The following is a 24,183-nucleotide window of genomic DNA, read 5'->3' as shown; positions in this document are numbered from 1 at the left end:
GGCGTGGAGCGCGAGGATCGTGGTAATCGTTCTCATGCGTTCCTTGCTGTCCGGCGGCGCTGCCCTCGCGGCCTTCCGCTCTGCTCGGCCCCGGCGGCGGCGCGCTCTCCCCTGCGTCGCCGCCGCGCTCGCCCTCCTCGCCCCCGCGGCCGCTTCGGCCTATGACTCGCTCGCCGTGCCATGCGCGGACGACCCGCTCCAGTGCGCGCGGGGACCGCTCACGTTTCAGCGCAAAGACGCCATCCCGCTCGAGCTCGACTTCGATACAGGCTGGGTCCCGCCGGGCTCACCGCTCCAAGTCAGCCTCGGGGCGGCGGTCTACGCCGACACCCAGGTCTCGTTGAACGGAGCGCTCGAGGCGTCGTGGCCAGAGGCGCTCGCGCTCATGGCGCCAGGCGCCCCGGATGGAGGCGCGTTCAGCTGCGATGTTGGACTCGATGTCAGCGCACAGGGACGTATCAGCATTTCCGTCCTGGGCCAGGACTTCGACTGGACGGGGGATATCCCCTATGTGCCCCAGATCGATTTCCAGGTGCACGCGCGAGAGCAGTTCGACGCCTGGGGCTGGGAGCCGGGCATCACGCTGGAGAGCTCCACCGCGCTGCAGCGCGTTGCGTCCGTATCGCTCGGCGACCTCATCGGCGGCTCGATCCCCGAAATCGACGGGAGGTTCGAGCTCGACATCGCGATGGACGTCGCGGCCCGCTACACGACCCATCGCGTGGCCATCGAGACGCTCGATCAGGCGACGGTGAGCGGAGGCGACATCACCTCCGAAGGCGGAGCCTCCTCCGTGGACTACCTGGGAGGCCCGTCGGTCGAGCTCAACGTTCGTCCGGAGGGCTCGGTGCGGTACGACGGCACGCTCCACCTCGTCCCCGCGTTCAGCGTCAGCCTGCTGGGCCGCTCGTGGTCGATCCCGCTCGCCGACATCCCGCTCGCCTTTCCGCTCACCGAGCGGGAATGGGTCTTCGAGAGCGAGCGCGTCCATGTTCCGCTCCCGGACCTCGCGCTGGACAAGCAGGAGATCGATTTCGGCGCCGTGGAGGTGGGGCAGGCCAACGTGGAGCTCGTCCGGCTGTCGAACGCGGGGGAGGCGCTGCTCGATGCCGTCGTGACGACCGACGACCCGGAGAGCTTCGAGCTCGCGGACGCGGCGCTCGGGATCGACCCAGAAACGGAGATCGACTTCGCGATCCGCTTCGCGCCGAAGGCCAGCGGCGAGCTCGCGGCGACCGTCCTCGTCGAGTCCAACGACCCCGACCGACCCGTGCAGATGATCGCGGTGCGAGGGCTCGGCGTCGGCGAGCCGGAGGCCCCGGCAGGCGGCGGCGAGCTCGCGGAGGAGGACGGCGGCTGCGCCTGCCGCGCGGCCGGGGGCGCGCCGCGCGGGAGCGCCGGCGGCCGGGCGTGGGCGGCCGCCGGCCTGTCGCTCGCCGCGCTCGCGGGCGGCCTCAGGCGCCGGCGGCGCGCGGCCTGAGGCTCACGCCGCGCTCGGCGGGCCCACGGCGATCTTCCGCCGCGTCGACACGGCCGCGACCTCTTCCAGCTCCTCGCCGCGCAGCGTCTCCTTGAGCACGAGCGCCTCCGCGACCGCCTCGAGGCCCTCGCGGCGATCGACGAGCAGCTGCTTGGCCTTCAGGTACATCTCGCCGAGCCGCTCCCTCACCTCCTCGTCGACCTCGCGGGCGGTCTCCTCGCTGCACGTGCGCTCCTCCTGGAGCACGCCGAGCATCGGCGCGCCGACGGTGCGCGCGAGCGCGGCCAGCCCGAGGCGCCGGCTCATCCCGAGGCGGGTCACCATCTCGCGGACGAGCGCCGTGGCGCGCCCGAGATCGTCGTGCGCGCCGCTCGACACCTGCCCCAGCGCGAGCTCCTCCGCCGCCCTGCCCCCGAGCATCACCGTGACACGCGACTCGATCTCCTGCTCGGTGACCAGCTGGCGCTCGTCGCGGGGCACCTGGATCGTGACGCCGAGCGCGCCGATCGTGCGGGCCACGATGGACACCCGCTCCACCGGATCGGCGGCCGGCAGCGCGAGCGCGACGAGGGCGTGCCCGGCCTCGTGGTAAGCCACGCGCCGCCGCTCCTCCGCGGTCATGATCTGCCCGCGGCGCCGGAGCCCGAGCTGCGAGCGATCGAGCGCCTCGTCGAAATCGGCCTGTCCGATCTCGCTCGCGCCGCGCCGCGCCCCGGCCAGCGCGGCCTCGTTGACGATCTTCGCGAGATCGGCGCCGACCATGCCCGGCGTGCGGCGCGCCACGAGCCCGAGATCGACGTCGCTCGCGAGCGGCACCCGCCGCGCGTGGACGGCGAGGATCGCCTCGCGGCCCCGCAGATCGGGCCGATCGACGATGACCTGGCGGTCGAAGCGCCCGGGTCGCAGGAGCGCCGGATCGAGCACCTCGGGGCGGTTGGTGGCGGCCATCAGGATCACGGTGGTGCGCGCGTCGAAGCCGTCGAGCTCGGCGAGGAGCTGGTGGAGCGTCTGCTCTCGCTCGTCGTGGGTCGCGAGGGCGCCGAGGCCGCCCCGGGTCCTGCCCACGGCGTCGATCTCGTCGATGAACACGATGCTGGGCGCGCTCTTGCGCGCCTCCTCGAAGAGCTCGCGGACCCGCGCGGCCCCGAGCCCCACGAACATCTCGACGAACTCGCTCGCGTTCAGCGAGAAGAACGGCACGTTCGCCTCGCCCGCCACCGCCCGCGCGAGCAGCGTCTTGCCGGTGCCCGGCGGCCCGATGAGCAGGAGGCCGCGCGGGATCCGCCCGCCCAGCGAGCGGTACCTCGAGGGCTCCTTGAGGAAGTCGACGACCTCGACGAGCTCGTCCTTGGCCTCATCGACGCCGGCGACGTCCGGGAAACGCACCGGATCCTGCCTGGATCGATCGTAGATCTTCGCCTTGCTGCGCAGGAACCCGAGCGGCCCGCCGGCCCCCTGCCCCGCCCGCCGCAGCATCATGAAGAACGCCGCGTTGATGAGGAGGAGCGGCAACATCCAGATCGCCACCTGCATCCACACCGACGTCTGGGGGCTCTTCGCCTCGATGCGGACCTGCTTGTCGAGAAGCGCCCTCACGAGCGGCTCATCCTCGACGCCGGGCAGCCGCGTCACGCGGACGCGCTCCTCCGGTCGTTGCGGGCTCTCGCGGCGGATCAGCTCGATCTCGTCGGGCTTCACGATCGCCGCGGAGATCTCCCCGCGCCGCACCTCGGCGACCGCCTCGTCGTACGGCACGAGCGGGCGCCCTCGTGACCTGACGATCCCGGAAAGGACCAGGATCCCGACCGCGATCAGCAGGTACCCTAGCCACGCGCGCGACGCCGGCCTCTTCTCGTCAGCCATTCCACGGAGCTGATGTGCGGCGGGCGTCGCCTCGGCAAGCCCTCGCCCCCGGAAGAACGGGAAAGCCCACGAGAAAGCCGCGCGAGGGAGGGAGCCCATGAGCGTCCCCGAGCGCGGCTCGGCGCGCCGCCGGCGCACGGCTGCCGCGCGTCCACCGACAGCGCCGACGCACGGCTGCCGCGCGTCCACCCGCAGCGCCGACGCGCCGCTGCCGCGAGGTGATCGCCCGGTGGATCCAGGCTAAGAAGCGACACCGTGCCGCTCGCCTCCGACCGCGCCTCGCTCGCAGCGTTCCCCATCGACTGGGGCGGGCTCGCCCCGCTCCGCCTCAAATCGCGCGCCGTCGCCGAGGGCGTCTACGCCGGCATGCACCGGAGCGTCCGCAAGGGCGCGGGGGTCGAGTTCGGCGGTCAGCGGCCCTATGTGCCCGGCGACGATCTCCGCTTCTTCGATCGCCGCGCCCTGCTCCGCCACGATCGCCTCATGGTGCGCGAGTTCGAGACCGAGACCGATCGCGCCCTGTGGCTGTGCGTCGACGCGACCGCCTCGATGTCCTACCGCGGCCGACGCGCGCCCGGCGCCAAGCTGGCCTACGCGGCGCTCATCGCCGCGGCCATGGCCCGCGTCGCGCTCGCCACCGGCGACCCGGTGGGGCTCGCCTGGCTCGGCGGCGCCGGCACCCACGGCCTGCCCGCGATGGCGGGGCGCGAGGCGTTCGAGCGGATCGTCGGCGCCCTCGAGGCCACCTCCGCCGCCCAGGACTGGAGCGGCGACGCCGGCGCCGTCGAGCGCGCGCTCGCGCCCATCGCGAAGAAGGCCCGCCGCGGCGCCGTCGTCCTCCTCATCTCAGATCTCATCGATCTTGCTCATGAATCCGGCGCGGCCCCGTCGGGCGCCGATCGCGCGCTCTCGGCGTTCACGTCGCTGAGCACCGGCGGCCGCACGCTGATCGCGCTCCAGGTCCTCGATCCCAGCGAGGCGACGCTCGACTTCGAGGGCAACGTGCGCCTCCGCGCCCTGGAGGGCGGCGCGGTCGTGGAGGCCGACGCGGGCGCGGTCCGCGCGCAGTACCAGGCGCGCCTCGCCGCCCTGGCCGAGGCCTGGTCGCGGGCGCTCGCGTCGCGCGGCGGCCGCCTGCTCCGCGCGACGAGCGCCGATCCTCCGACCGACGTCGTCCGCTCGCTCGTGCAGGCGATCGGCGAGGTGCGCCGATGAGCTTCGTCACGCTCGGCGCGCTGCTGGTCGCGCTGCTCGTCGGCGCGCCGGTCGCCGCGCACCTCCTGCGCCGTCGCCGCGCCGAGGAGCGGCCGTTCCCGCCGGCGCGCCTGGTCCCGCCCACGCCGCCGACGGCGCGGCGCCGGAGCCTCCTCGAGGACCGCGCCCTCTTCGTCACCCGGGCCGTCTCGGTGATCGCGCTCGCGGTGCTCGGCGCGACGCCGCTCCTGCGCTGCTCGCACCTGTCGCTCAGCCGCAGGGCCGGCGCGTCGGTCGCGCTCGCCATCGTCGTCGACGACTCGCTCAGCATGCGGGCGCGCACGGACGGCGCCGAGGGCGCCGCGCGCGACGGGCGGTCGATCGACGATTCCTCGCATGCGCCCTCGCGGTTCGAGCGCGCGCTCACGGCCGCGCGCGAGCTCGCCGGCGGCCTCGCTCCCGGCGACGCCGCGGCGCTCGTCCTCGCGGGCGCCCCGGCCCGCGTCGCCCTCGCGTCGACCACCAACCTCGCCGCCGTCAGCGAGGCGCTCGCCGCGGCGGCGCCGTCGGACCGCGCCACCGACATCGACGGCGCCCTCGCGCTCGCCCGCGATCTGCTCCGTGGGCTGCCTCAGAGCGACAAACGCATCGTGCTCCTCAGCGACCTCGCGGACGGCACGCCCAACGCCCCGCCCATCTCGGGCACCCCCGACATCGCCACGTGGGTGCCGCTCCAGGAGCTCGAGGCGACGGGCCAGGACTGCGGGATCGTGCGCGCCGATCGATCCGGCCAGAAGGCGCGCGTCCGCGTCGTCTGCACCGCCGCGTCGACCGCGGCGCGCGGGCCCGACGTCGCCGTCGCGCAGCGAGACGGCGGCGCGGACGCGCCGCCCGCCGCGGGCGCCGCCGCCGCAGGCGCCTCGGCGACGGGCGCCTCCGCCGCGGCGGGGCGATCCCTCGAGGTGCGCGCCGGCGACGCCGTGCTCGGCAAGGTCGCGCTCGACCCGGCCCTGCGCGCCGAGGAGCTCTCGATCGACCTCCCGGCCGCGGCGCCCGAGATCCTGATCGCCGCGCTCACCGGCGGCGACGCGATCGCCGAGGACGACCGCGCCCCGATCATCTCCGCCGGCGGCCCGCTCTCGATCGCGGTCGTGGTCGACCCCGCGACCACGCACGTCGAGACGGGCGGCCCGCCGCCGCTCGAGCAGGCCCTCTCGGCGCTCGACCTGGACGCGCAGATCAGGCCGCTGCCCTCGGTCCCGGAGCACGCGGACGAGCTGGCCGCGCACGCGGGGCTCATCGTCGACGACGCGCCCGGCTTCACGCCGGAGGTGCGTCGCTCGCTCGCCGCGTGGGTCGAGCGGGGCGGCGTCGCGCTGCTGACGCTCGGCCAGCGCGCGGCCGCGGCGCCGCTCGGCGCCGGGTTCGAGCCGCTGGTCCCGGGCGTCGTCCGCTGGTCGGCCTCCCCGGTGCCCGGCGTGGATCCGGCGACGGCGGGCTGGCTCGGCCCGTCCGCGCCCGGCCTCGCCGACGTCGCCCCGCGCGGCCGGGCGACGCTGGGCGCGGAGGCCTCGGAGGGCGCCGAGGTGCTCGCCCGGTGGGCGGACGGCGCCCCGTTCCTCGTGCGCCGCCCGCTCGGGCGCGGCGTGGTGCTGTTCATGACGCTGCCCCTCGGCACGGAGGAGAGCGACGTCGCGCTGCGGCCCGCGTTCCTGTCGTTGCTCGACGGCTTCGTCGGCGCCGCGCGCGCCCGCGGCGGCGCGCGGCGCCTCGCCGCGGGCGAGCTGTGGACGTTCGACGGCTACCACGACGTCAAGGTCGAGCGCGTGCGGGTCGACCGCGACGGGGCCTCGCAGTCACGCGAGGCGCTCCCCGTCGCCGAGGTCGAGCGGCGCCTGCGCGTGTCTCCGCCGCTCGCCGGCCTCTACGAGCTCACCCTGGACGGCGAGCGCTCGACGCGCGTCGTGTCGGTCCCGGAGCGCGAGATCGACCTCCGCCCGAGGCGCGTCGCCGAGAGCGCCCGCGCGGCAGAGCTGGGCGGCATGGCCGCATCCATCGACGGGTCGCCCTACGTCGCGCTCCTGCTGCTCCTGTTGCTCGCGGTCGAGCTCTTGCTGCGCGCCATCGCAGGGCGGCAGGAGCCGGCGGAAGCCCAGGCGAGCTGAGGCCGGCCCCCTCCGGCGCGCTTGCCCGCGCGGAGCGCGCGCCTGCCGGCGCGGAGCAGCCGGCGTCGAGTCGAGTCGAGTCGAGTCGAGTCAACCGGCCGCGCCACGCCGCGCTGCCGCGCTCAGTGCGTCTGCCAGTGCGGGGGGATCTCGTCGGCCGGCGCGAACTCGGTCTTGGCCGGCGCGGCGGGCACGCTGGCGGCCCGGCGAGGCCCGTTCGGCTTGAAGCTGTGCTCTGCAGCGGGGAACGCGCGCGACTGCACCTCGTCCACGTAGGCGCGCGTCGCCTCCACGATCTGATCGCCGACCTCGGCGAAGCGCTTCGCGAACTTCGGCGTCAGCTCGCGGAACATCCCGAGCAGGTCGTAACAGACGAGCACCTGCCCGTCGCAGCCGGCCCCGGCGCCGATGCCGATCGTCGGGACGGAGACCGCGGCCGTCACCTCCTCCGCGAGATCCGGCGGGATGGCCTCGAGCACGATCGCGTAGGCGCCCGCCTCGTCGAGGATGCGCGCGTCGGCGATGAGGCGCTCGGCCGCCTCGTCGCCCTTGCCCTGCACCTTGAACCCGCCCATCGCGTGCACCGACTGCGGCGTGAGCCCGAGGTGACCCATCACCGGGATGCCCGCGGCGACGATCCGGCGCACGTGCTCGGCGATCTCCTCGCCTCCCTCGAGCTTGATGCTCTCGAAGCTGCCCTCCTTCATCATGCGCCCGGCGTTCTCGAGCGCGTGCATCGGAGAGAGCTGGAAGCTCATGAACGGCATGTCGCCCACGACGTGGGCCCGCCGCGCGCCGCGCACCACCGCGCGCCCGTGGTAACAGATCTCCTCGACCGTCACGGGGAGCGTCGTCGTGTGCCCCTGCACGACCATCCCCAGCGAGTCGCCGACGAGCAGCAGATCGGCGCCGCCCTCGTCGAGCAGCCGCGCCATCGTGAAGTCGTACGCCGTCACCATCGCGATCGGCGAGACCCCTTTGCGGGAGCGGATCTCGGGGACCGTGACCTTCGTCGAGCGCTGCGCTGGCCTGCGTGCGCTGCCGCCACCGTTGCCTTGCGGACCGTACATGTGCCTCCGGGTCGCGGCCGCACTCGCGGTCCACGCCTCGGGACAAGCTAGGGCGGCGCCCGCTGCGGGGCAAGACGCGGCGCGCGGCGGTCGCGGGGCGGTAAGCCGCAATCTTCAGCGTTCTCGCCTGGTTGCCGGCCGGTCGCCGGCCGGCAGGGGCGTGCGGCCAGGACGCCGCGCGGCGGCGCGATCCCAGGAGCGGCCGGATCAACCGTGGCGGGGGCCGGCGCCGCGGACAGGGTGCGCTGCCCCCGTCGTTCGCGAGCCGCCCGGAGGCGCGGACCTCGGGTTGGTCAGCGCGGTCAGGACGTGATCGCGCCACGCACCATCGATGAACAGGTAATCGCGCGCATACCCCTCGACGGCGAAGCCGAGGCGCCGGAGCAGCCGGCCGCTGCGCTCGTTGTGCGGCAGGTAGTTCGCCATCACCCGGTGGAAGCCGAGCGTGTCGAACATGTACGCGATCGCCGCCTCGATCGCCTCGAACATCAGGCCCGAGCCAACGGCGCGCTGGTCGAGCGAGTAGCCGAGGGTCGCGGCCTGGAAGGCGCCGCGGACGAACTGCGTGAAGTTGCAGACCCCGATCACCTCGCCGCCGGGGGCGCCGCGCGACTGCAGCGCGAGCCGGAGCGCGCGATCCGCGGCGAAGTCCTCGTGGTCGCGGAGGAGGCGCTCACGCCAGAACGCCTCGGTGTAGAAGCCCTCGGGGCGCGGCGGATCCCACCGCACCAGGTGGTCGCGGTTGCGCTCGAAATAGGCGAGGTAGCGGCCAGCGAACTCGACGGGAGGGATGAAGAGGCGCAGCCGCGGGGTCTCGATGCAGACGGGGCTCTTCAAGCGGTCTCCAGCGCGAAGCGCCTAGGACAAGGTCCCTTCATCGAGGCGTCGCATCCCTTCGAGGAGCAGCGCCTCGGGTGACGCGGTGATGCTGCGGGTGCTGGGCGAGAAGCTCGGGTCGAGGCGGAAGTCGCCCTCCCGGAGCGTGAGCATCCGGTAGAACGCGTCCTCGCCCAGCGCGCCGGCCCAGAGCGCATGGACGACCTGTCCATCGGCGAAGTGGATCTCGCCGGCCATGGAGTTCGCCTGGATCTTGAGCGCGCACGTCTTCCGGCCGTGCCAGAGGATCTGGATCATGTCCGGCAGGCCCATCTCGGCGAGCGAGCCGGACACGCCGCGGGGGACGGTGGTCGTGGAGCGCCGCTCGATGAGCTGGCGGAGCTTGGCGGCCATGACGTCGGTCGACGCCGGCTTCGAGACGAAGTCGTCGACGCCGAGATCGAAGGCGCGCTGGGCGGTCTGCCGGTCCGTCTTCGCGGTGAGGATGACCCACGTCTTGTCGCGGCCGAAGCCGAGCTTCAGCGCGTCGGAGCGGAGCGTGAGGCCGGCGTCGGGCTCCTCGAGGTCGATCTCGCTGACGACCACCTCGATGTCCTTCGTCTCGAGCTCGCGGCGCGCCTGCGCCACGTTGCGCGCGATCGAGACCTCGAAGCCCTGCTCGAGCAGGCGCAGCTCGAGCACCGTCGTCTCCTCGGGATCCGGGTCGACGATGAGCGCCTGGTGCCGATCGGAGAGCAGCTTCGCGCGCATGTCGTCGCCCGTCATGACCTGGCGGAAGAGATCGACGATGTTCGGATCGAAGATGGTGGCGCGGTACTGGGCGAGCACGTCGCAGGCCTCCGGCGGGCGGAGCGCCTTGCGGTACGGGTTGCGCGGGTTCTGCGTGAGATCGGCGTAGGTGTCCGCGACCGCGAGGATGCGCGCGCCGAGCGGGATCTCCTTGCCAGAGAGGCCATCGGGGAAGCCGCTGCCGTCGTAGCGCTCGTACATCATGCTGATCGCCGAGACGACCTCCTGCGGCAGCCCCACCGACTCCATGAGGTGCGCCGGAAGATCGACGCTCTTCGTCGCGGCGAGCCGGTGCCCCTCGTACTCGGCGACGTTGAGCGCGGTGAGGTGGTACGGGCCGTTCTTGCCGAGGTCGTGCAGGTAGGCCGAGGCCACGTAGCTCGCGACCGTCGTCGGCGGCAGGCCGATGCGCTCGCAGAGCTTGCGGACGATGCGGGCGACCGTGGAGGAGTGGCCTCGAAGGTCTTGCCGCGCGTTCTCGAGCAGGCTCACGAGGACGTTGAGCGTCTCGACGTACGCGTGGGTCGTCGTCGGATGCGGCGGCGGCGGGGGCGGCGCCGCGGCGACCGGCGCGGAGATCGGCGCTGGAGCGACGTGCTGCTGGGGGGGCGGCGATGGGGGCACCGGCGTGGGCGGGGGCCCGGCCGGGGCCACCCGGGGCGGCGCGGAGGGCGCCCGCATCACCGCGGGCACCTGCGGCGCCGTGACGAGCGGCGCAGGCACCGGCGCCGCCTGCGTGGGCGCCGCGTGCGCCGGCTGCACGTGCATCGCCTGCGGGTGCATCGGCGCCGCCTGCGTGGGCGCCGCGTGCGCCGGCAGCCCGTGCATCGTTTGCCCGTGCGCCGGCTGCGGGACCACCGCCGGCACGTGCGTCATCGACGCGCGCTCGTGCGTGATCGATGCGCGCTCGTGCGTCATCGACGCGCGGTCGAACGGGTTATTGCTGTTGGTGTAGAGGATCTCGTCGAACGAGTTGACCGGGCGCAGAAGCGAGCTGAACGCGGTCGTGTCGCCCCGGTAGTGGTACGCGATGGCCGCGCGGACCGCCGCCGGCCTGGCGACGATGGCGCGTACGTCCCGCACGCCCGCGGCGAGCCGGATCTCGTGCAGCGCGACGTCGTTGTCGGGATCCGCCGTCGCGACCGAGAGCGTCGTGTTCCGATCGTCGAGCAGCACCGGGAAGACGCCGTGCAACGTCGCGGTGATCGCCGAGACCTTGGCGAGCACGCGGGGCTCGATGATCGCCTTCGAGAGCTTCTCGGTCGAGACGAAGCGGGTGTTGTGGACGGTCGCGATGAACTTCAGGAGCTCGGCCTCGTTGACGATGTCGAGCTCGATGATGGCGTCCTCGATACGGCCGCGCGTACGCATCGCGTACTCCACCGCACGACGGTGATCGTCCGGGGTGATGCGCCCCTCGAGGACGAGGCGATCGGCAATCCGCTGGTTCAATCCTTGAACGGAAGCCATCGAAACCCTGATTCTACCCAGAAATTGGAGGTGGCGCGCCCAAGAACCCTCGCGGAACGGGAGCACGCGGGGAGAGCTGGCCAGCCGCTCGCGGCGTATGCAGCCATGGGGTGCGCTCGAGGAATGAGAGCAGAGCTCGGCGCGGCGCGCGAGCCCCGTGAGCATTCCAGCCGACGCCGGTTGGCTGGCGATGCCCGCTCGACCCGATACGCTGCGACGTGGAAGTGAAGACTGGCTCCGGGTAGGCGCGCGCGCCACGTCCGGCGCGGCTCGCCAGGCTGGTCACCTTGGGGCGACGGGCAAAACGCCTCCCGAGCGCTGCGAGCGCGCTTCGGGAGATGGGCGGCGCGCCCGGGGTCGGGGTTGGATCCCGCCCTGGGCGCGCCTGCAGGCCGGCTACTCCTCGTTCACGGCCGTGAGCGTCTCCTCGGGACGCGGCCTGGGGGCGACGTACGGCGCTTGCGCCACCGGCTCGCCCTCGACCACGACCTGGAGGCGCTTGTAGGCGGGCAGCCCCGTCCCGGCCGGGATCAGGCGGCCCATGATGACGTTCTCCTTGAGACCGCGGAGATCGTCCGTCTTGCCGTTGATCGCGGCCTCGGTGAGCACCTTGGTCGTCTCCTGGAACGACGAGGCGCTGATGAACGACTCGGTCGACAGGCTGGCCTTGGTGATGCCGAGGAGGAGCGCCTCGGCGATGGCGGGCTTGCCGCCGCGCTCGAGCACGGTCTCGTTCTCCTTCTCGAAGATGTGCTTCTCGACCTGCTCGTCCACCAGGAAGTTCGTATCGCCGACCTCGCGCACCCGGACCCGCCGGAGCATCTGCCGGACGATGACCTCGATGTGCTTGTCGTTGATGCCGACGCCCTGGAGCCGGTAGACCTGCTGGATCTCGTTCACGAGCCAGGCCGAGAGCTCCTTCTCGCCCTTCACCCGGAGGATGTCGTGCGGGTTCGGCGGGCCGTCCTGGAGGGGGTCACCCGCGCGCACCCGGTCACCCGGCTGCACCTGGATGTGCTTGCCCTTCGGGATCAGGTACTCGCGCGCCTGATCGCCGAGCGCGTGCCCGTCCGGCGAGTACGGCGTGATGATGACCTTCCGCTTGCCCTTCGTGTCCTTGCCGAACGTGACCTCGCCGTCGATCTCGCTGATGATCGCGTGATCCTTCGGCTTTCGGGCCTCGAACAGCTCGGCGACGCGGGGCAGACCGCCGGTGATGTCCTGCACCTTCGTCGTGTCGCGCGGGATCTTGGCGATGACCTCGCCGGCCTCGATGAGATCCCCCTCCTGCGCGACGATGTGGGCGCCGACAGGGAGCAGGTAGCGCGCCTCGAGCTCGCTGTTCGGGAGCTTCAGCGTCTTGCCCGACTCCGGGTCCTTCAGCGAGATGCGCGGGCGGACGTCGGCCGCCTTCGACTCGATGACGACCTTTCGCGAGAGGCCCGTCACCTCGTCGAGGCGATCCTGCACGCTGACGCCCTCGATGAGGTCGCCGAACTTCACCACGCCGGAGACCTCGGTGAGGATCGGCGTCGCGAACTGGTCCCACTCGGCGAGCAGCTCGCCGGGCTTGGTGCGCTCGCCGTCGGCCTTCTTGAGGATGGCGCCGTAGACGAGGCGGTTGTGCTCGCGCTCGCGCCCCGTCTCGTCGACGACCACGATCTCGCCGTGGCGGTTCATGACCACCATGGTGCCGTCCTTCTTCTTCTGGACGACCGCGCGGCGGAGGCGGACGGTGCCCTCGGTGCGGGCCTCGAGGTAGCTCGCCTCGATCTTGCCGCGCGCCGCGGTGCCGCCGATGTGGAAGGTGCGCATCGTGAGCTGCGTGCCCGGCTCGCCGATCGACTGGGCGGCGATGATGCCCACCGCCTCGCCGATGTTGACCCGGTAGCCGCGCGCGAGGTCGCGCCCGTAGCACAGCGCGCAGACCCCGCGGCGGAGCTGGCACGTGAGCACCGAGCGGATGACGACCTCCTCGATGCCGGCGTCCTCGATGGACCGCACCGCCTGCTCGTCGAGCTCGGTGTTCGCCGTGATCAGCACCTCGCCGGTGAGCGGGTCGACGACGTCCTCCAGCGCGACGCGGCCGAGGATGCGGTCGCCGAGCGGCTGGATGACCTCGCCGGCCTCCTCGAGCTTCGCCACGCGGATGCCGTCGAGCGTGCCGCAGTCGAACTCGGAGATGACCGCGTCCTGCGCCACGTCGACGAGCCGCCGGGTGAGGTACCCGGAGTTCGCCGTCTTGAGCGCCGTGTCGGCGAGCCCCTTCCGGGCGCCGTGCGTCGAGATGAAGTACTGGAGCACGCTGAGACCCTCGCGGAAGTTCGCGGTGATCGGCGTCTCGATGATCTCGCCGGACGGCTTGGCCATCAGGCCGCGCATCGCGGCCAGCTGCCGGATCTGCTGCGTGGAGCCGCGCGCGCCGGAGTCGGCCATGATGTAGATGGGGTTGAAGCTCGGCTCGATCGACTCCTTGCCCGTCTCGTGGTCGACGACCGTCTCCTTGCCGATGCCGGCCATCATCTCGGTCGTGACCTGGTCGGCGATGCTCGCCCAGATATCGACGATCTTGTTGTACCGCTCGCCGTCGGTGATGAGCCCCTCCTGGTACTGCTCGACGACGCGCTCGACCTCCTTCTGCGCCTCGCCGAGGAGGACCTTCTTGGCCGCCGGGATCACCATGTGATCCATGCAGATCGAGATACCGGCCCGCATCGCGTGGTCGAAGCCGAGCGTGCGGAGCCGGTCCGCGAGGAGGACGGTCTCCTTGTTGCGGTGGATGCGGTAGCAGACGTCGATGAGCGCCGAGAGCGCCTTCTTGTCGAGGGTCTTGTTCGCGTACTCGAACGCGACCCCCTTCGGGAGGACCTCGGAGATGATGACGCGGCCCACCGTGGTCTCGACGATGCGGCGCTTCACGTGGCCGAACTCGTCGAGCTGCGGGTTGCCGTCGTCGTCGATGATCGGGACGCGGACGCGGATGCCGGCGTGCAGCGCGACCTCGCCGTTGTCGTACGCCATCCGCACCTCCTCGAGGGAGGCGTAGATGCCGCGCAGGTAGCCCTGCGCCACGCCGTCCTCGCCGAAGGCGAGGGTGTCCGCGCGGTACGACCCCTTCTCGAACTTCCGCTCGCGGGTCGCGTAGTAGAGCCCGAGCACGATGTCCTGGGTCGGGTTGATGATCGGCTTACCGCTCGCGGGCGAGAGGATGTTGTTCGTGCTCATCATGAGCACGCGCGCCTCCATCTGCGCCTCGACCGACAGCGGCACGTGGACCGCCATCTGGTCGCCGTCGAAGTCGGCGTTGAACGCCGCGCAGACCAGCGGGTGCAGCTGGATCGCCTTGCCCTCGATGAGGACCGGCTCGAACGCCTGGATGCCGAGGCGGTGGAGCGTCGGGGCGCGGTTCAGGAGCACCGGGTGCTCGCTGATGACCTCCTCGAGGATGTCCCAGACCTCCGGGCGCTCCTTCTCCACCATCTTCTTGGCGCTCTTGATGGTGTTGACGTAGCCGCGCTCTTCCAGCTTGTTGTAGATGAACGGCTTGAAGAGCTCGAGCGCCATCTTCTTGGGCAGACCGCACTGGTGCAGGCGCAGCGTCGGGCCCACGACGATGACGGAGCGGCCCGAGTAGTCGACGCGCTTGCCGAGCAGGTTCTGGCGGAACCGGCCCTGCTTGCCCTTCAGCATGTCGGAGAGCGACTTGAGCGGGCGCTTGTTCGGGCCGGTGATCGTCTTGCCGCGGCGGCCGTTGTCGAACAGCGCGTCGACCGCCTCCTGCAGCATCCGGCGCTCGTTCCGGATGATGATCTCCGGCGCGTTCAGCTCGAGGAGCCGCTTCAGGCGGTTGTTGCGGTTGATGACGCGGCGGTAAAGATCGTTGAGATCGCTGGTCGCGAAGCGGCCGCCGTCCAGGGGGACGAGCGGGCGCAGATCCGGCGGGAGCACCGGGATCACGGTCAGCATCATCCACTCGGGCCGGTTGCCGCTCTCGCGGAACGCCTCGACGACCTTGAGCCGCTTCGCGAGCTTCTTCCGCTTGGCCTCGCTGGTCGCGGCGCGCATCTCCGTCCTGAGCAGCTCCGCCAGGCCATGAACGTCGACCTGCTTGAGCATCTCGAGGATCGCCTCGCCGCCCATGCCGGCGCTGAACTTGTCGTCACCGTACTCGTCGAGGAGCTGCAGATACCGCTCCTCGCTCAGGAGATCGCCCCGCATGAGGCCAGTCTCCTTGGGATCGATGACGATGTACGCCTCGCAATAGAGCACCTTCTCCAGGTCCTTGAGCGTGATGTCGAGCATGTTGCCGATGCGCGACGGCAGGCTCTTCAGGAACCAGATGTGGGCGACCGGCGTGGCCAGCGAGATGTGCCCGAGCCGCTCGCGCCGGACCTTCGACTGGATGACCTCGACGCCGCACTTCTCGCACACGATGCCACGGTGCTTCATGCGCTTGTACTTGCCGCAGTTGCACTCGTAGTCCTTCACAGGCCCGAAGATCTTGGCGCAGAACAGACCATCGCGCTCCGGCTTGAACGTCCGGTAGTTGATGGTCTCCGGCTTCTTCACCTCGCCGTGCGACCACTCGCGGATCTTCTCCGGGCTCGCGAGCGAGATGCGGATGGCGCTGAACGACAGCGGGTCTTTGGGCTTCTCGAAGAAGCTGAAGATGTCACGCATGGAGACCTCCGGAGACAGAAACGAAACCGATGAACCTGTCCGCGCCCACTGCTTGAGTCTTCGGGAGCGCGCCGCCCGCGCGGCGCGCCTCCCCTGCCGTCACCGAGAAGGCGCGCGGCGCTCGTGACGTGACGAACTGCATCACTCCTCTTCCTCCGCGGCCGACGCCTCCACCCCTGCGCTCGTCTCGACCAGCTCGACGTTGAGGCACAGCGACTGGAGCTCCTTGATGAGCACGTTGAAGCTCTCCGGCAGCCCCGCCTCCAGGGTGTAGTCCCCCTTCACGATGGCCTCGTACATCCGGGTGCGGCCCATCACGTCGTCGCTCTTCACGGTGAGGAACTCCTGCAGCGCGTAGGCCGCGCCGTAGGCCTCCATCGCCCAGACCTCCATCTCGCCGAGCCGCTGCCCGCCGAACTGCGCCTTGCCGCCGAGGGGCTGCTGCGTGACGAGCGAGTAGGGCCCGATCGAGCGAGCGTGGATCTTGTCGTCGACCAGGTGGTGGAGCTTCAGCATGTACATGATGCCCACCGTGACGTTCTGATCGAACGCGTCGCCCGTGCGCCCATCGAAGAGGATCGCCTGGCCCGAGGTCGGGAGACCCGCGAGATCGAGGGCGCCCTTGATGTCCGACTCGTGCGCGCCGTCGAACACCGGCGATCCCATGAACACGCCCTCATCGACCGTCTTGACGAAGCGCTTGACGTCGCCGTCGTCGAGGTTGTCGAAGAAGCCGTTCATCGTCTCGTCGCCCGCATAGATGGCCTTCAGGTGCTCCTTGATCTCGGCGCTCGCGCGCTGCTGCTCGATCATCCGCTGCAGCTGGTTGCCGAGCTCGAAGGCGCCCCACCCGAGGTGGATCTCGAGGATCTGACCGACGTTCATGCGGCTCGGCACGCCGAGCGGGTTCAGCACGAGATCGACCGGCCTGCCGTCCTGCAGATACGGCATGTCCTCCTCGGGGAGGATGCGGCTGATGACACCCTTGTTGCCGTGGCGGCCTGCCATCTTGTCGCCGACCTGGAGCTTGCGCTTGATGGCGATATAGACCTTCACCATCTTGATGACGCCCGGCGGCAGCTCGTCGCCCTTGGAGAGGCGATCGATCTTGTCGCGGAAGTGCTCCTCGCGCGTGCGGACGAGCTCCTCGAGGTCGCGCAGGATCTGCTGGACCCGATCGGCGTCGTCGACGGGGATCTCCCCCCAGTACTTGCGAGGGATCTCGGCGAGCGAGGGCTCGTCGATGATGGCGCCCTTCTGGAAGAGCACCTTGCCCTTGTCGTCGACGAGCTTGCCTGTCGCCTCCTTGCCGAGGAGGAGCTCGCGGATGCGGCGGAAGAACGAGTCGCGGAGGATCTTGATCTCCTCGTCGCGCGTCCGCTCGATCCTGGCCCGCTCCTGATCCTCGATGTCCCGCGCGCGGTCGTCCTTCTCGGTCCCCTTGCGCGAGAACACGCGGGCGTTGATGACGATCCCGCCGACGCCGGGCGGCACCTTGAGCGAGCTGTCGCGGACGTCGCCGGCCTTCTCGCCGAAGATCGCCCGGAGCAGCTTCTCCTCGGGCGAGAGCTGGGTCTCGCCCTTCGGCGTGATCTTGCCGACCAGGATGTCGCCCGGCCGCACCTCGGCCCCGATGCGCACGATGCCGGAGTCGTCGAGGTCCTTGAGCGCCTCCTCGCCGACGTTCGGGATGTCGCGGGTGATCTCCTCCTTGCCGAGCTTCGTGTCGCGGGCGACGCACTCGAACTCCTCGATGTGGATCGAGGTGAACACGTCGTCCTTGGCGATGCGCTCGGAGACCAGGATCGAGTCCTCGAAGTTGTAGCCCTGCCACGGCATGAACGCGACGAGCACGTTCTGGCCGAGCGCGAGCTCGCCCATGTCGGTCGACGGGCCGTCGGCGAGCACGTCGCCCTTCTTCACCACCTCGCCCGTCCTGACGACCGGCTTCTGCGTGTAGCAGGTCGACTGGTTCGAGCGCTGGAACTTCATGAGGTGGTAGATATCGGGCACCTCGGCGCCCTCGCCCTCGGCGCGGACGACGATGCGCGTCGCGTCGACGCTCTCGACGACCCCGGGGCGCCGCGCGATGACGCAGACGCCGGAGTCGCGGGCGAGCCGCTCCTCCATGCCGGTGCCGACGAGGGGCGCGTGCGACACGACGAGGGGCACGGCCTGACGCTGCATGTTGGCGCCCATGAGCGCGCGGTTCGCGTCGTCGTGCTCGAGGAAGGGCACGAGCGCGGCGGCGACCGACACCATCTGGTTCGGCGCGACGTCCATCAGCTCGACCATCTCGGGCGTGACGATCTTGAACTCGCCGTTGTAGCGGGCCGAGACCAGCGACTCCTTGAAGCGGCCACCCTCATCGAGGTTCACGGTCGCCTGCGCGATGTACTTGCCCTCTTCTTCGAGCGCCGAGAGCCAGATCACGTCCTCGGTCACCCGGCCGTTCTCGACCTTCCGGTACGGCGTCTCGACGAACCCGAACTCGTTCACGCGGGCGAACGTCGACAGCGACGCGATGAGGCCGATGTTCGGCCCTTCCGGCGTCTCGATCGGGCAGATACGGCCGTAGTGGGTCGCGTGGACGTCGCGCACCTCGAACCCGGCGCGCTCGCGGGTCAGGCCGCCCGGGCCGAGCGCCGAGAGGCGGCGCTTGTGGGTGACCTCCGAGAGCGGGTTGGTCTGGTCCATGAACTGCGAGAGCTGGGAGCTCCCGAAGTACTCCTTCACGACCGCGCTGACCGGCTTCGCGTTGATCAGATCGTGGGGCATGAGCGTGTCGATCTCCTGCGACATGCTCATGCGCTCCTTGATCGCGCGCTCCATGCGGACGAGGCCGATGCGGTACTGGTTCTCCATCAGCTCGCCGACCGCGCGCACGCGGCGGTTGCCGAGGTGATCGATGTCGTCGACCGAGCCGCGCCCGTTCTTGAGCTCGATCAGGTGACGCACGGTCTCCAGGATGTCCTGCGGCGTGAGCACCGTGAGGTCGAGCCCCGGCCGCTCGTCTTCGGGGACATCCCGGTAGAACTTGTAGTTCAGCTTCAGCCGGCCGACCTTCGACAGGTCATAACGCTCGGCGTTGAAGAACAGGTTGTGGAACAGGGTCTTGGCGGTCTCGAGCGTCGGCGGATCGCCCGGCCGCAGCCGCCGGTAGATCTCCAGGATCGAGTCCTCCATCGTCTTCACCTTGTCGGTGAGCAGCGTGTCGCGGAGGTACGAGCCGACGTTCAGGCCGTCGATGAAGAGGATGCGGAACTGCTCGATGTTCGCGTCGCGCAGCCGCTCGAGCTTCGCCTCGGTGAGCTCCTCGTTCACCTCGACCACGACCTCGCCGGTCTCCGGGTCGACGATGTCGTGCGCCGCGACCTTCCCGACGAGCTCCTCCGGCTCGAGGCTGAGCCGCTCGAGCTTCGCCTCCTTCATCTTCCGGATGGCAGCGCGGGTGAACTTGGTGTTCTTCTTGACGATGACGTCGTTGCCGATCTTGATGTCGCGCGTCGTCCGCTGACCGGCCAGGAGATCGTACTCGATGCTCTTCGCGTACTTGCCACCCTTCTCGAGGTAAACGGTCTCGGTCGAGTAGAAGTAGTTCAGCAGGTCCTGCGTCGAGTAGCCGAGCGCGCGCAGCAGCACCGTCGCGTGCATCTTCCGCCGGCGATCGATGCGAACATAGATGATGTCCTTCGGGTCGAACTCGAAGTCGAGCCACGAGCCGCGGTACGGGATGACGCGCGCGGAGTAGAGCAGCTTGCCGCTCGAGTGCGTCTTGCCCTTATCGTGATCGAAGAAGACGCCGGGGCTGCGGTGCAGCTGGCTGACGACGACGCGCTCGGTGCCGTTGATGATGAACGTGCCCGTCTCGGTCATCAGCGGGAGCTCGCCGAAGTAGACCTCCTGCTCCTTGATGTCGCGCACGATCCGCTCCCCGCCGTCGCGGGTGTCGTAGATCATCAGCTGGTTCGTGACCTTGATCGGCGCCGAGTAGGTCATACCGCGCTGGCGGCACTCATCGACGTCGTACTTCGGCGGCTCGAGGTTGTACGAGACGAAGACGAGCTCGCTCGTGCCGTTGAAGTCTTTGATCGGGAAGACCGAGCGGAACACCGCCTGCAGCCCGACCTCCTCCCGCTCGTTCGGCGGAACGCTCATCTGGAGGAATTTGTCGTAGCTCGACTTCTGGATGTCGATCAGGTTGGGGACGTCGATGATGCGACGAACGCGACCCAGGTTCTTACGGACGCGGAAGTTGGATTGGACGACCGACGGCATCGATTTCCTCCGGCTCACACGAGCAGTGCGGGGCGGGCGCACGGCTCGAACCGAGCAACGAACACGAAGCTACGCACGAATGGCGAGCGAGCGTCCCCAGGGAATGAGGACCCAAAACATCTTGGTTGTGGGGGCAGAGCGGACCGCGTGGCGACCCATTGAGCTCCGACGTTGGCCGAGGACCCGCACCCGCGGTCCTCTTCAGGATTGACCGAGGACCCGTACTCGCGGCCCTCTTCAGCGTTGCGCGAGGGCCCGCAAACGCGGTCCCGTTCATCAGACAAAAGCGGGACGTGCGGCAGGGACGACCGCCCCTGCCGCCGTCCGCCGGCGGATCCCGATTTCCCTTGCAGGGAGCGGTGATCGTTACTTGAGCTCGACGGTAGCACCTGCCTCGACGAGCTTCTTCTTCATCTCCTCCGCGTCCGCCTTGGAAACCTGCTCCTTGACGGTCTTCGGCGCGGCCTCGACCAGGTCCTTCGCCTCCTTCAGGCCCAGACCGGTGATCTCGCGGATCGCCTTGATGACGCCGATCTTGTTGCTGCCCGCGTTCGCGAGGATGACGTCGAACTCGGTCTGCTCCGGGGCCTTCTCGGCCGGAGCGGCGGTCGCGGGGCCGGCCGCGACGGCGACGGCCGCGGGGGCAGCCTTGACGCCCCACTTGTTCTCGAGGTCCTTGATGAGCTCGGCGATCTGGATGACAGGGAGGTTGGAGAGGTAATCGACGACCTGCTCGCGCGTGATCTCAGCCATTGCAAGACTCCTTCAAACTCTTCTGCGCGCCCCGGGGAGGGGGCGATGTAAACCAAAACCAGACGGGCGCAAGGCCCAATTGATACGAAAGCACCCTCTCAGGCCTGCTTACCCGCTTCCTCTTCCTTCGCCTTCAGGAGATAGGCGAAATTCTGGAGAGGCGCGTTGAGCTGCTGCACGAACTGCTGGAGCGGCGCCTGCAGCGTCGCGAGCAGCGTGGCACGAAGCTCATCCTTGCCGGGCATCGTCGCGAGCTGCGTCTCGACGGCGTCCCCCGAGAGGATCTGCCCCTCGATGAGCCCCGCCTTGATCTGCAGCTTCTGGTTGTCCTTGCGGAACGCCTTGACGACCTTGGCTGCCGCGCTCGGATCCTCGTAGCTCCAAGCCACGCCGGTCATGCCGGTCAGGCTCTTCGAGAGGGTCTTCGCCCAGGGGTGCTCCTTGATGGCGTGGCGGACGAGCGTGTTCTTCACGACCCGGTACTCCACGCCGGACTTCCGGAACTCATCGCGAAGCTTGGTGACCGCTTCGACGTTCATCCCCTTGAAGTCCAGGAAGACCGCGGAAGACATCCGCTCGAACTTCTGCCGGACGGAGCCGATCAGCACTTCCTTCTGGGACCGTTCCATGGGCTACGCCTCCTCCGTCTTGCCGATGAAGTGGACCGGGTCGATGCGAACCCCGGGGCCCATCGTCGAAGACATCGTGATGCTCCGGAGGTAGATGCCCTTGGCCGTCGCCGGCTTGGCCCGGACGAGCGCCTGGATCAGCGCGTCCGCGTTCACGTGGAGCGCGTTCTCCGCGAAGGAGACCTTGCCGATCCGCGCGTGCACGATGCCCGCCTTCTCGACACGGTACTCCACCTTGCCGGCCTTCGCCTCCGAGACGGCCGTCTTCACGTCGAACGTCACGGTCCCGACCTTCGGGTTCGGCATCAGGCCGCGCGGACCGAGGATACGGCCGAGCTTGCCCACCAGACCCATCATGTCGGGCGTGGCGATCACGCGATCGAAGTCCATGAAGCCTTCCTGGACCTTGTTCACGAGATCCGCCTCGCCGACGAAGTCGGCGCCGGCCGCCTCGGCCTCCTTGGCTTTCTCGCCCTTGGCGAACACCAGGACCCGAAGCGACTGCCCCGTCCCATGCGGGAGCACGACGGCGCCACGAACCATCTGGTCTGCGTGCCGCGGGTTGACACCCAGCCGGACCGCGAGGTCCACCGTCTCGTCGAACTTGGCGGGCGCCGCTTGTTTCACGAGCGCGCACGCCTCCTGCAATGTGTACTTTCGAGCGCGGTCGACGACTGCCCGCGCTGCGACCTTCTTCTTGGCGACTTTCGGCACATGCCCTCCTTCTTAACGGCTCTCGCCTCCCACGGTGCGCCTCAAACTACCGTGGTAAATCTTGCTTCTGGCCCGCTGGGCGCCGCTCTCGGGGCGCCCGGCGCGGCGGGGCGCATCCCCGACGGCGGGGAGCGCCACGACCACCTCAGTCGACGACGTCGATGCCCATCGAGCGCGCCGTGCCCGCCATGCTGCGCATCGCGGACTCGAGGTTCGTCGTGTTCATGTCCTGCATCTTGAGCTGGGCAAGCTCCTTCAGCTGCTTCTGCGTGACCTTGCCCACCTTGACCTTGTTGGGCTCCTTGGAGCCCGCGCCCGGCTTCTTCTTCGTCTCGAGCCCCGCCGCCTTCTTGAGGAGCACGGAGGCCGGCGGCGTCTTCATGATGAACGTGAACGAGCGGTCCGAGTAGACCGTGATCACCACCGGGATGATCATGTCCCCCTGCGTCGCCGTCCGCGAGTTGAAGTCCTTGCAGAACGCCATGATGTTGACGCCGTGCTGGCCGAGCGCCGGACCGACGGGGGGCGACGGGTTGGCCTTGCCCGCCGGAAGCTGCAGCTTCACGTACCCTGTGACTTTCTTCGCCATGATGAATCTCGCACCCTATCGAACCGCCGCCCGACGGGCGGTCTACTATTCAGAGAAACAGCGAAGCACCGCGGAGGCGCGGTGCTCGCCCGCAGGTTTGCAGCCGTCCGTTCCTGGCTAGCGCTTCTCCACGGCTGAGAAGTCGAGCTCAACGCTGGTGGGTCGGCCGAAGATGCTGACCTTCACCTTGAGCTTCTGCTTGTCCATCTTCACGTCATCGACCGTGCCGGTGAAGTTCGCGAAGGCGCCGTCGAGGACCCGCACCTCCTCACCCACCTCGAACGTGAGCCGCGGCTTCGGCTTGACCGCCCCTTCGACGATCCCCCGCCGGAGATTGTCGATCTGAACGATCGGGACCTCCTGCGGCGTCTGGTTGCCGATGAAGCCGGTCACCTTGGGCGTGTCCTTGACCAGGTGCCAGACCTGCTCGTTCATCTCCATCTCCACGAAGATGTAGCCGGGCAGACTGAGCTTCTGACGTACGCGGGTCTTACCGCCGGGACGGTTCTCCGTGACCGTCTCGCTCGGGATGAGGATCTCGCCGAACCGATCTTCCAGGCTGTACTGCTTCACGCGCTGCTGGAGCGCGTCGCGCACCTTCGCCTCGTATCCCGAGTAGGTATGGATGACGTACCACTTCTTGGCCATGGCGCTTGATTCCCTCAGGGTCTCCCTGCTTCAGCTTCCATCGCCGTAAACGATGTTGGTCACGAATGCCCAGAAGCGGTCGAGCAGCGCCAGGTAGAGGGTCGCCACGGTGGTCGTCGCGATGACGACGAACGTCGCATTCGTCACCTCTTTCTTGGTCGGCCACTTCACCTTCGCCAGCTCGGCGGCGACCTCGTCGCTCCAGGCGCGAAGCTCGGCGTTGCGGAATGCGCGCAACACGACGACCAGCGCGACGACGCCGCCGACGATCATGCCGTACGTCGTCTTGTCATCGTCACCCACCGCGGAGAGCGCCGGCAGCGCCCGGCTGAACCAGTCCTTGTTGGCGAGGGTCGCCCAGACGCCATGGACGACCTTGCCGAGCAGGTAGGCGAGCAGCATCCCCGCGGCGAAGAAGCCGGCGAGCACATAGCGCTCCGAGCCAAGCTGAGCGGCCGCGACCTCCTCGCCCTCGGCCTCATCGGCGTCGTTCGATTCATCGGCACGCGGCGCCTCGGCGTCGTTCGCGTCAGCAGCCCCCGTCCCCTCGCTCTGCGTCACGAGGGACGAGTCCTCGGCAGGCGAGCTCGGTCCGGATTCTTCCGGCTCCTCGTCCTCCGCGACCTTCGTCGGCGGCTTGTCTTTTTGACCCTTCGCCATAACAACACCAAACGCGCCGACCCGCGGCAGACAATGGCCTGCTCGGTGAGGATCCAGGGGCGGCCCTGAGGCGCCCACATCCCCCGGCAGGGGCAGAGAGGCTCGAACTCCCGACCTGCGGATTTGGAATCCGCTGCTCTACCAACTGAGCTATACCCCTAGAATCGCTGCGCCTTCCTGAGCACTCGTTCACTTCGTCTCGTCGTGAACCGTGTGCTTCTTGCACTGCTTGCAGAACTTCTTGAGCGACACCACCTGGTCCGGCGCCTTCGTGGTCTTGTAGTTCCGCGATTTGCACTCGCGGCAGGCCAGTGAGACGGCGATGCGCGCCGCACGCCACCCACCGGCCTGCTCGCCCACGTCG

General features: G+C 69.7%; 16 protein-coding genes and 1 tRNA gene. 3 read left to right on the top strand and 14 right to left on the bottom strand.

Going from position 1 to position 24,183, the window contains the following annotated elements:
- Positions 1 to 34: 34 nt before the first annotated feature.
- On the top strand, positions 35 to 1,480 hold the full coding sequence (locus WME82_RS02465; protein ID WP_438041516.1) for an Ig-like domain-containing protein: 1,446 nt from the start codon (positions 35 to 37) through the stop codon (positions 1,478 to 1,480).
- Positions 1,481 to 1,483: 3 nt separating this feature from the next.
- Here WME82_RS02465 and ftsH read toward each other — a convergent pair whose 3' ends face one another.
- The gene (gene ftsH / locus WME82_RS02460) at positions 1,484 to 3,343 is read right to left on the bottom strand and encodes an ATP-dependent zinc metalloprotease FtsH (protein ID WP_437743932.1); all 1,860 of its coding nucleotides are present in this window, start codon (positions 3,341 to 3,343) and stop codon (positions 1,484 to 1,486) included.
- 255 nt (positions 3,344 to 3,598) lie between these two features.
- Here ftsH and WME82_RS02455 point away from each other — a divergent pair, with 255 nt between their 5' ends.
- The gene (locus tag WME82_RS02455; RefSeq protein WP_438041515.1) at positions 3,599 to 4,558 is read left to right on the top strand and encodes a DUF58 domain-containing protein; all 960 of its coding nucleotides are present in this window, start codon (positions 3,599 to 3,601) and stop codon (positions 4,556 to 4,558) included.
- Complete coding sequence (locus WME82_RS02450) at positions 4,555 to 6,702, top strand: VWA domain-containing protein (protein WP_438041514.1); 2,148 nt, start codon at positions 4,555 to 4,557, stop codon at positions 6,700 to 6,702. Before WME82_RS02455 ends, WME82_RS02450 begins: the two co-directional genes overlap by 4 nt.
- 122 nt (positions 6,703 to 6,824) lie before the next feature.
- Here WME82_RS02450 and panB read toward each other — a convergent pair whose 3' ends face one another.
- The 13 genes from panB to rpmG form a co-directional block, all read right to left on the bottom strand.
- Complete coding sequence (gene panB / locus WME82_RS02445; protein WP_438041513.1) at positions 6,825 to 7,772, bottom strand: 3-methyl-2-oxobutanoate hydroxymethyltransferase; 948 nt, start codon at positions 7,770 to 7,772, stop codon at positions 6,825 to 6,827.
- 207 nt (positions 7,773 to 7,979) lie between these two features.
- Positions 7,980 to 8,609, bottom strand: coding sequence for a GNAT family N-acetyltransferase (locus WME82_RS02440; protein ID WP_438041512.1), 630 nt, complete (start codon positions 8,607 to 8,609; stop codon positions 7,980 to 7,982).
- 21 nt (positions 8,610 to 8,630) lie between these two features.
- Entirely contained in the window at positions 8,631 to 10,868 is a 2,238-nt protein-coding gene (locus WME82_RS02435; RefSeq protein WP_438041511.1) for an HD domain-containing phosphohydrolase, read from the bottom strand.
- A gap of 396 nt (positions 10,869 to 11,264) precedes the next feature.
- Complete coding sequence (rpoC, locus tag WME82_RS02430) at positions 11,265 to 15,548, bottom strand: DNA-directed RNA polymerase subunit beta' (RefSeq protein WP_437743926.1); 4,284 nt, start codon at positions 15,546 to 15,548, stop codon at positions 11,265 to 11,267.
- Between the two features lie 141 nt (positions 15,549 to 15,689).
- Positions 15,690 to 19,826, bottom strand: a complete 4,137-nt coding sequence (gene rpoB, locus WME82_RS02425; RefSeq protein WP_437743925.1) for a DNA-directed RNA polymerase subunit beta — start codon at positions 19,824 to 19,826, stop codon at positions 15,690 to 15,692.
- Between the two features lie 366 nt (positions 19,827 to 20,192).
- On the bottom strand, positions 20,193 to 20,579 hold the full coding sequence (gene rplL, locus WME82_RS02420) for a 50S ribosomal protein L7/L12 (protein ID WP_437743924.1): 387 nt from the start codon (positions 20,577 to 20,579) through the stop codon (positions 20,193 to 20,195).
- Between the two features lie 98 nt (positions 20,580 to 20,677).
- Entirely contained in the window at positions 20,678 to 21,208 is a 531-nt protein-coding gene (rplJ, locus tag WME82_RS02415) for a 50S ribosomal protein L10 (RefSeq protein WP_012233043.1), read from the bottom strand.
- Positions 21,209 to 21,211: 3 nt separating this feature from the next.
- A complete protein-coding gene (gene rplA, locus WME82_RS02410; RefSeq protein ID WP_012233042.1) occupies positions 21,212 to 21,922 on the bottom strand; it encodes a 50S ribosomal protein L1 in 711 nt (236 codons plus the stop codon).
- 145 nt (positions 21,923 to 22,067) lie between these two features.
- Positions 22,068 to 22,511, bottom strand: a complete 444-nt coding sequence (gene rplK, locus WME82_RS02405; protein WP_437743923.1) for a 50S ribosomal protein L11 — start codon at positions 22,509 to 22,511, stop codon at positions 22,068 to 22,070.
- Between the two features lie 117 nt (positions 22,512 to 22,628).
- Entirely contained in the window at positions 22,629 to 23,159 is a 531-nt protein-coding gene (nusG, locus tag WME82_RS02400) for a transcription termination/antitermination protein NusG (RefSeq protein WP_012233040.1), read from the bottom strand.
- A gap of 30 nt (positions 23,160 to 23,189) precedes the next feature.
- Positions 23,190 to 23,819, bottom strand: a complete 630-nt coding sequence (gene secE, locus WME82_RS02395) for a preprotein translocase subunit SecE (RefSeq protein WP_438041510.1) — start codon at positions 23,817 to 23,819, stop codon at positions 23,190 to 23,192.
- Positions 23,820 to 23,906: 87 nt separating this feature from the next.
- Positions 23,907 to 23,979: transfer RNA gene (locus WME82_RS02390), tRNA-Trp, on the bottom strand.
- A 29-nt stretch (positions 23,980 to 24,008) separates the two neighbouring features.
- A complete protein-coding gene (gene rpmG / locus WME82_RS02385; protein WP_012233038.1) occupies positions 24,009 to 24,179 on the bottom strand; it encodes a 50S ribosomal protein L33 in 171 nt (56 codons plus the stop codon).
- Between the last annotated feature and the right edge of the window lie 4 nt (positions 24,180 to 24,183).

Origin of the sequence: Sorangium sp. So ce128 (assembly GCF_051525245.1) — a bacterium.
Lineage (GTDB): Bacteria > Myxococcota_A > Polyangia > Polyangiales > Polyangiaceae > Sorangium > Sorangium cellulosum_B.
Note: the sequence above shows the minus strand (reverse complement) of the source record. Positions and strands in the feature narration are given on the sequence as shown.

Excerpts from the sequence above, each read along its gene's own strand:
- WME82_RS02465 (WP_438041516.1), top strand. The coding sequence starts at position 35 with ATGCGTTCCTTGCTGTCCGGCGGCGCTGCCCTCGCGGCCTTCCGCTCT.
- ftsH (WP_437743932.1), bottom strand. The coding sequence starts at position 3,343 with ATGGCTGACGAGAAGAGGCCGGCGTCGCGCGCGTGGCTAGGGTACCTG.
- WME82_RS02450 (WP_438041514.1), top strand. The coding sequence starts at position 4,555 with ATGAGCTTCGTCACGCTCGGCGCGCTGCTGGTCGCGCTGCTCGTCGGC.
- panB (WP_438041513.1), bottom strand. The coding sequence starts at position 7,772 with ATGTACGGTCCGCAAGGCAACGGTGGCGGCAGCGCACGCAGGCCAGCG.
- WME82_RS02435 (WP_438041511.1), bottom strand. The coding sequence starts at position 10,868 with ATGGCTTCCGTTCAAGGATTGAACCAGCGGATTGCCGATCGCCTCGTC.
- rpoC (WP_437743926.1), bottom strand. The coding sequence starts at position 15,548 with ATGCGTGACATCTTCAGCTTCTTCGAGAAGCCCAAAGACCCGCTGTCG.
- rpoB (WP_437743925.1), bottom strand. The coding sequence starts at position 19,826 with ATGCCGTCGGTCGTCCAATCCAACTTCCGCGTCCGTAAGAACCTGGGT.
- rplL (WP_437743924.1), bottom strand. The coding sequence starts at position 20,579 with ATGGCTGAGATCACGCGCGAGCAGGTCGTCGATTACCTCTCCAACCTC.
- rplJ (WP_012233043.1), bottom strand. The coding sequence starts at position 21,208 with ATGGAACGGTCCCAGAAGGAAGTGCTGATCGGCTCCGTCCGGCAGAAG.
- rplK (WP_437743923.1), bottom strand. The coding sequence starts at position 22,511 with ATGGCGAAGAAAGTCACAGGGTACGTGAAGCTGCAGCTTCCGGCGGGC.
- nusG (WP_012233040.1), bottom strand. The coding sequence starts at position 23,159 with ATGGCCAAGAAGTGGTACGTCATCCATACCTACTCGGGATACGAGGCG.
- secE (WP_438041510.1), bottom strand. The coding sequence starts at position 23,819 with ATGGCGAAGGGTCAAAAAGACAAGCCGCCGACGAAGGTCGCGGAGGAC.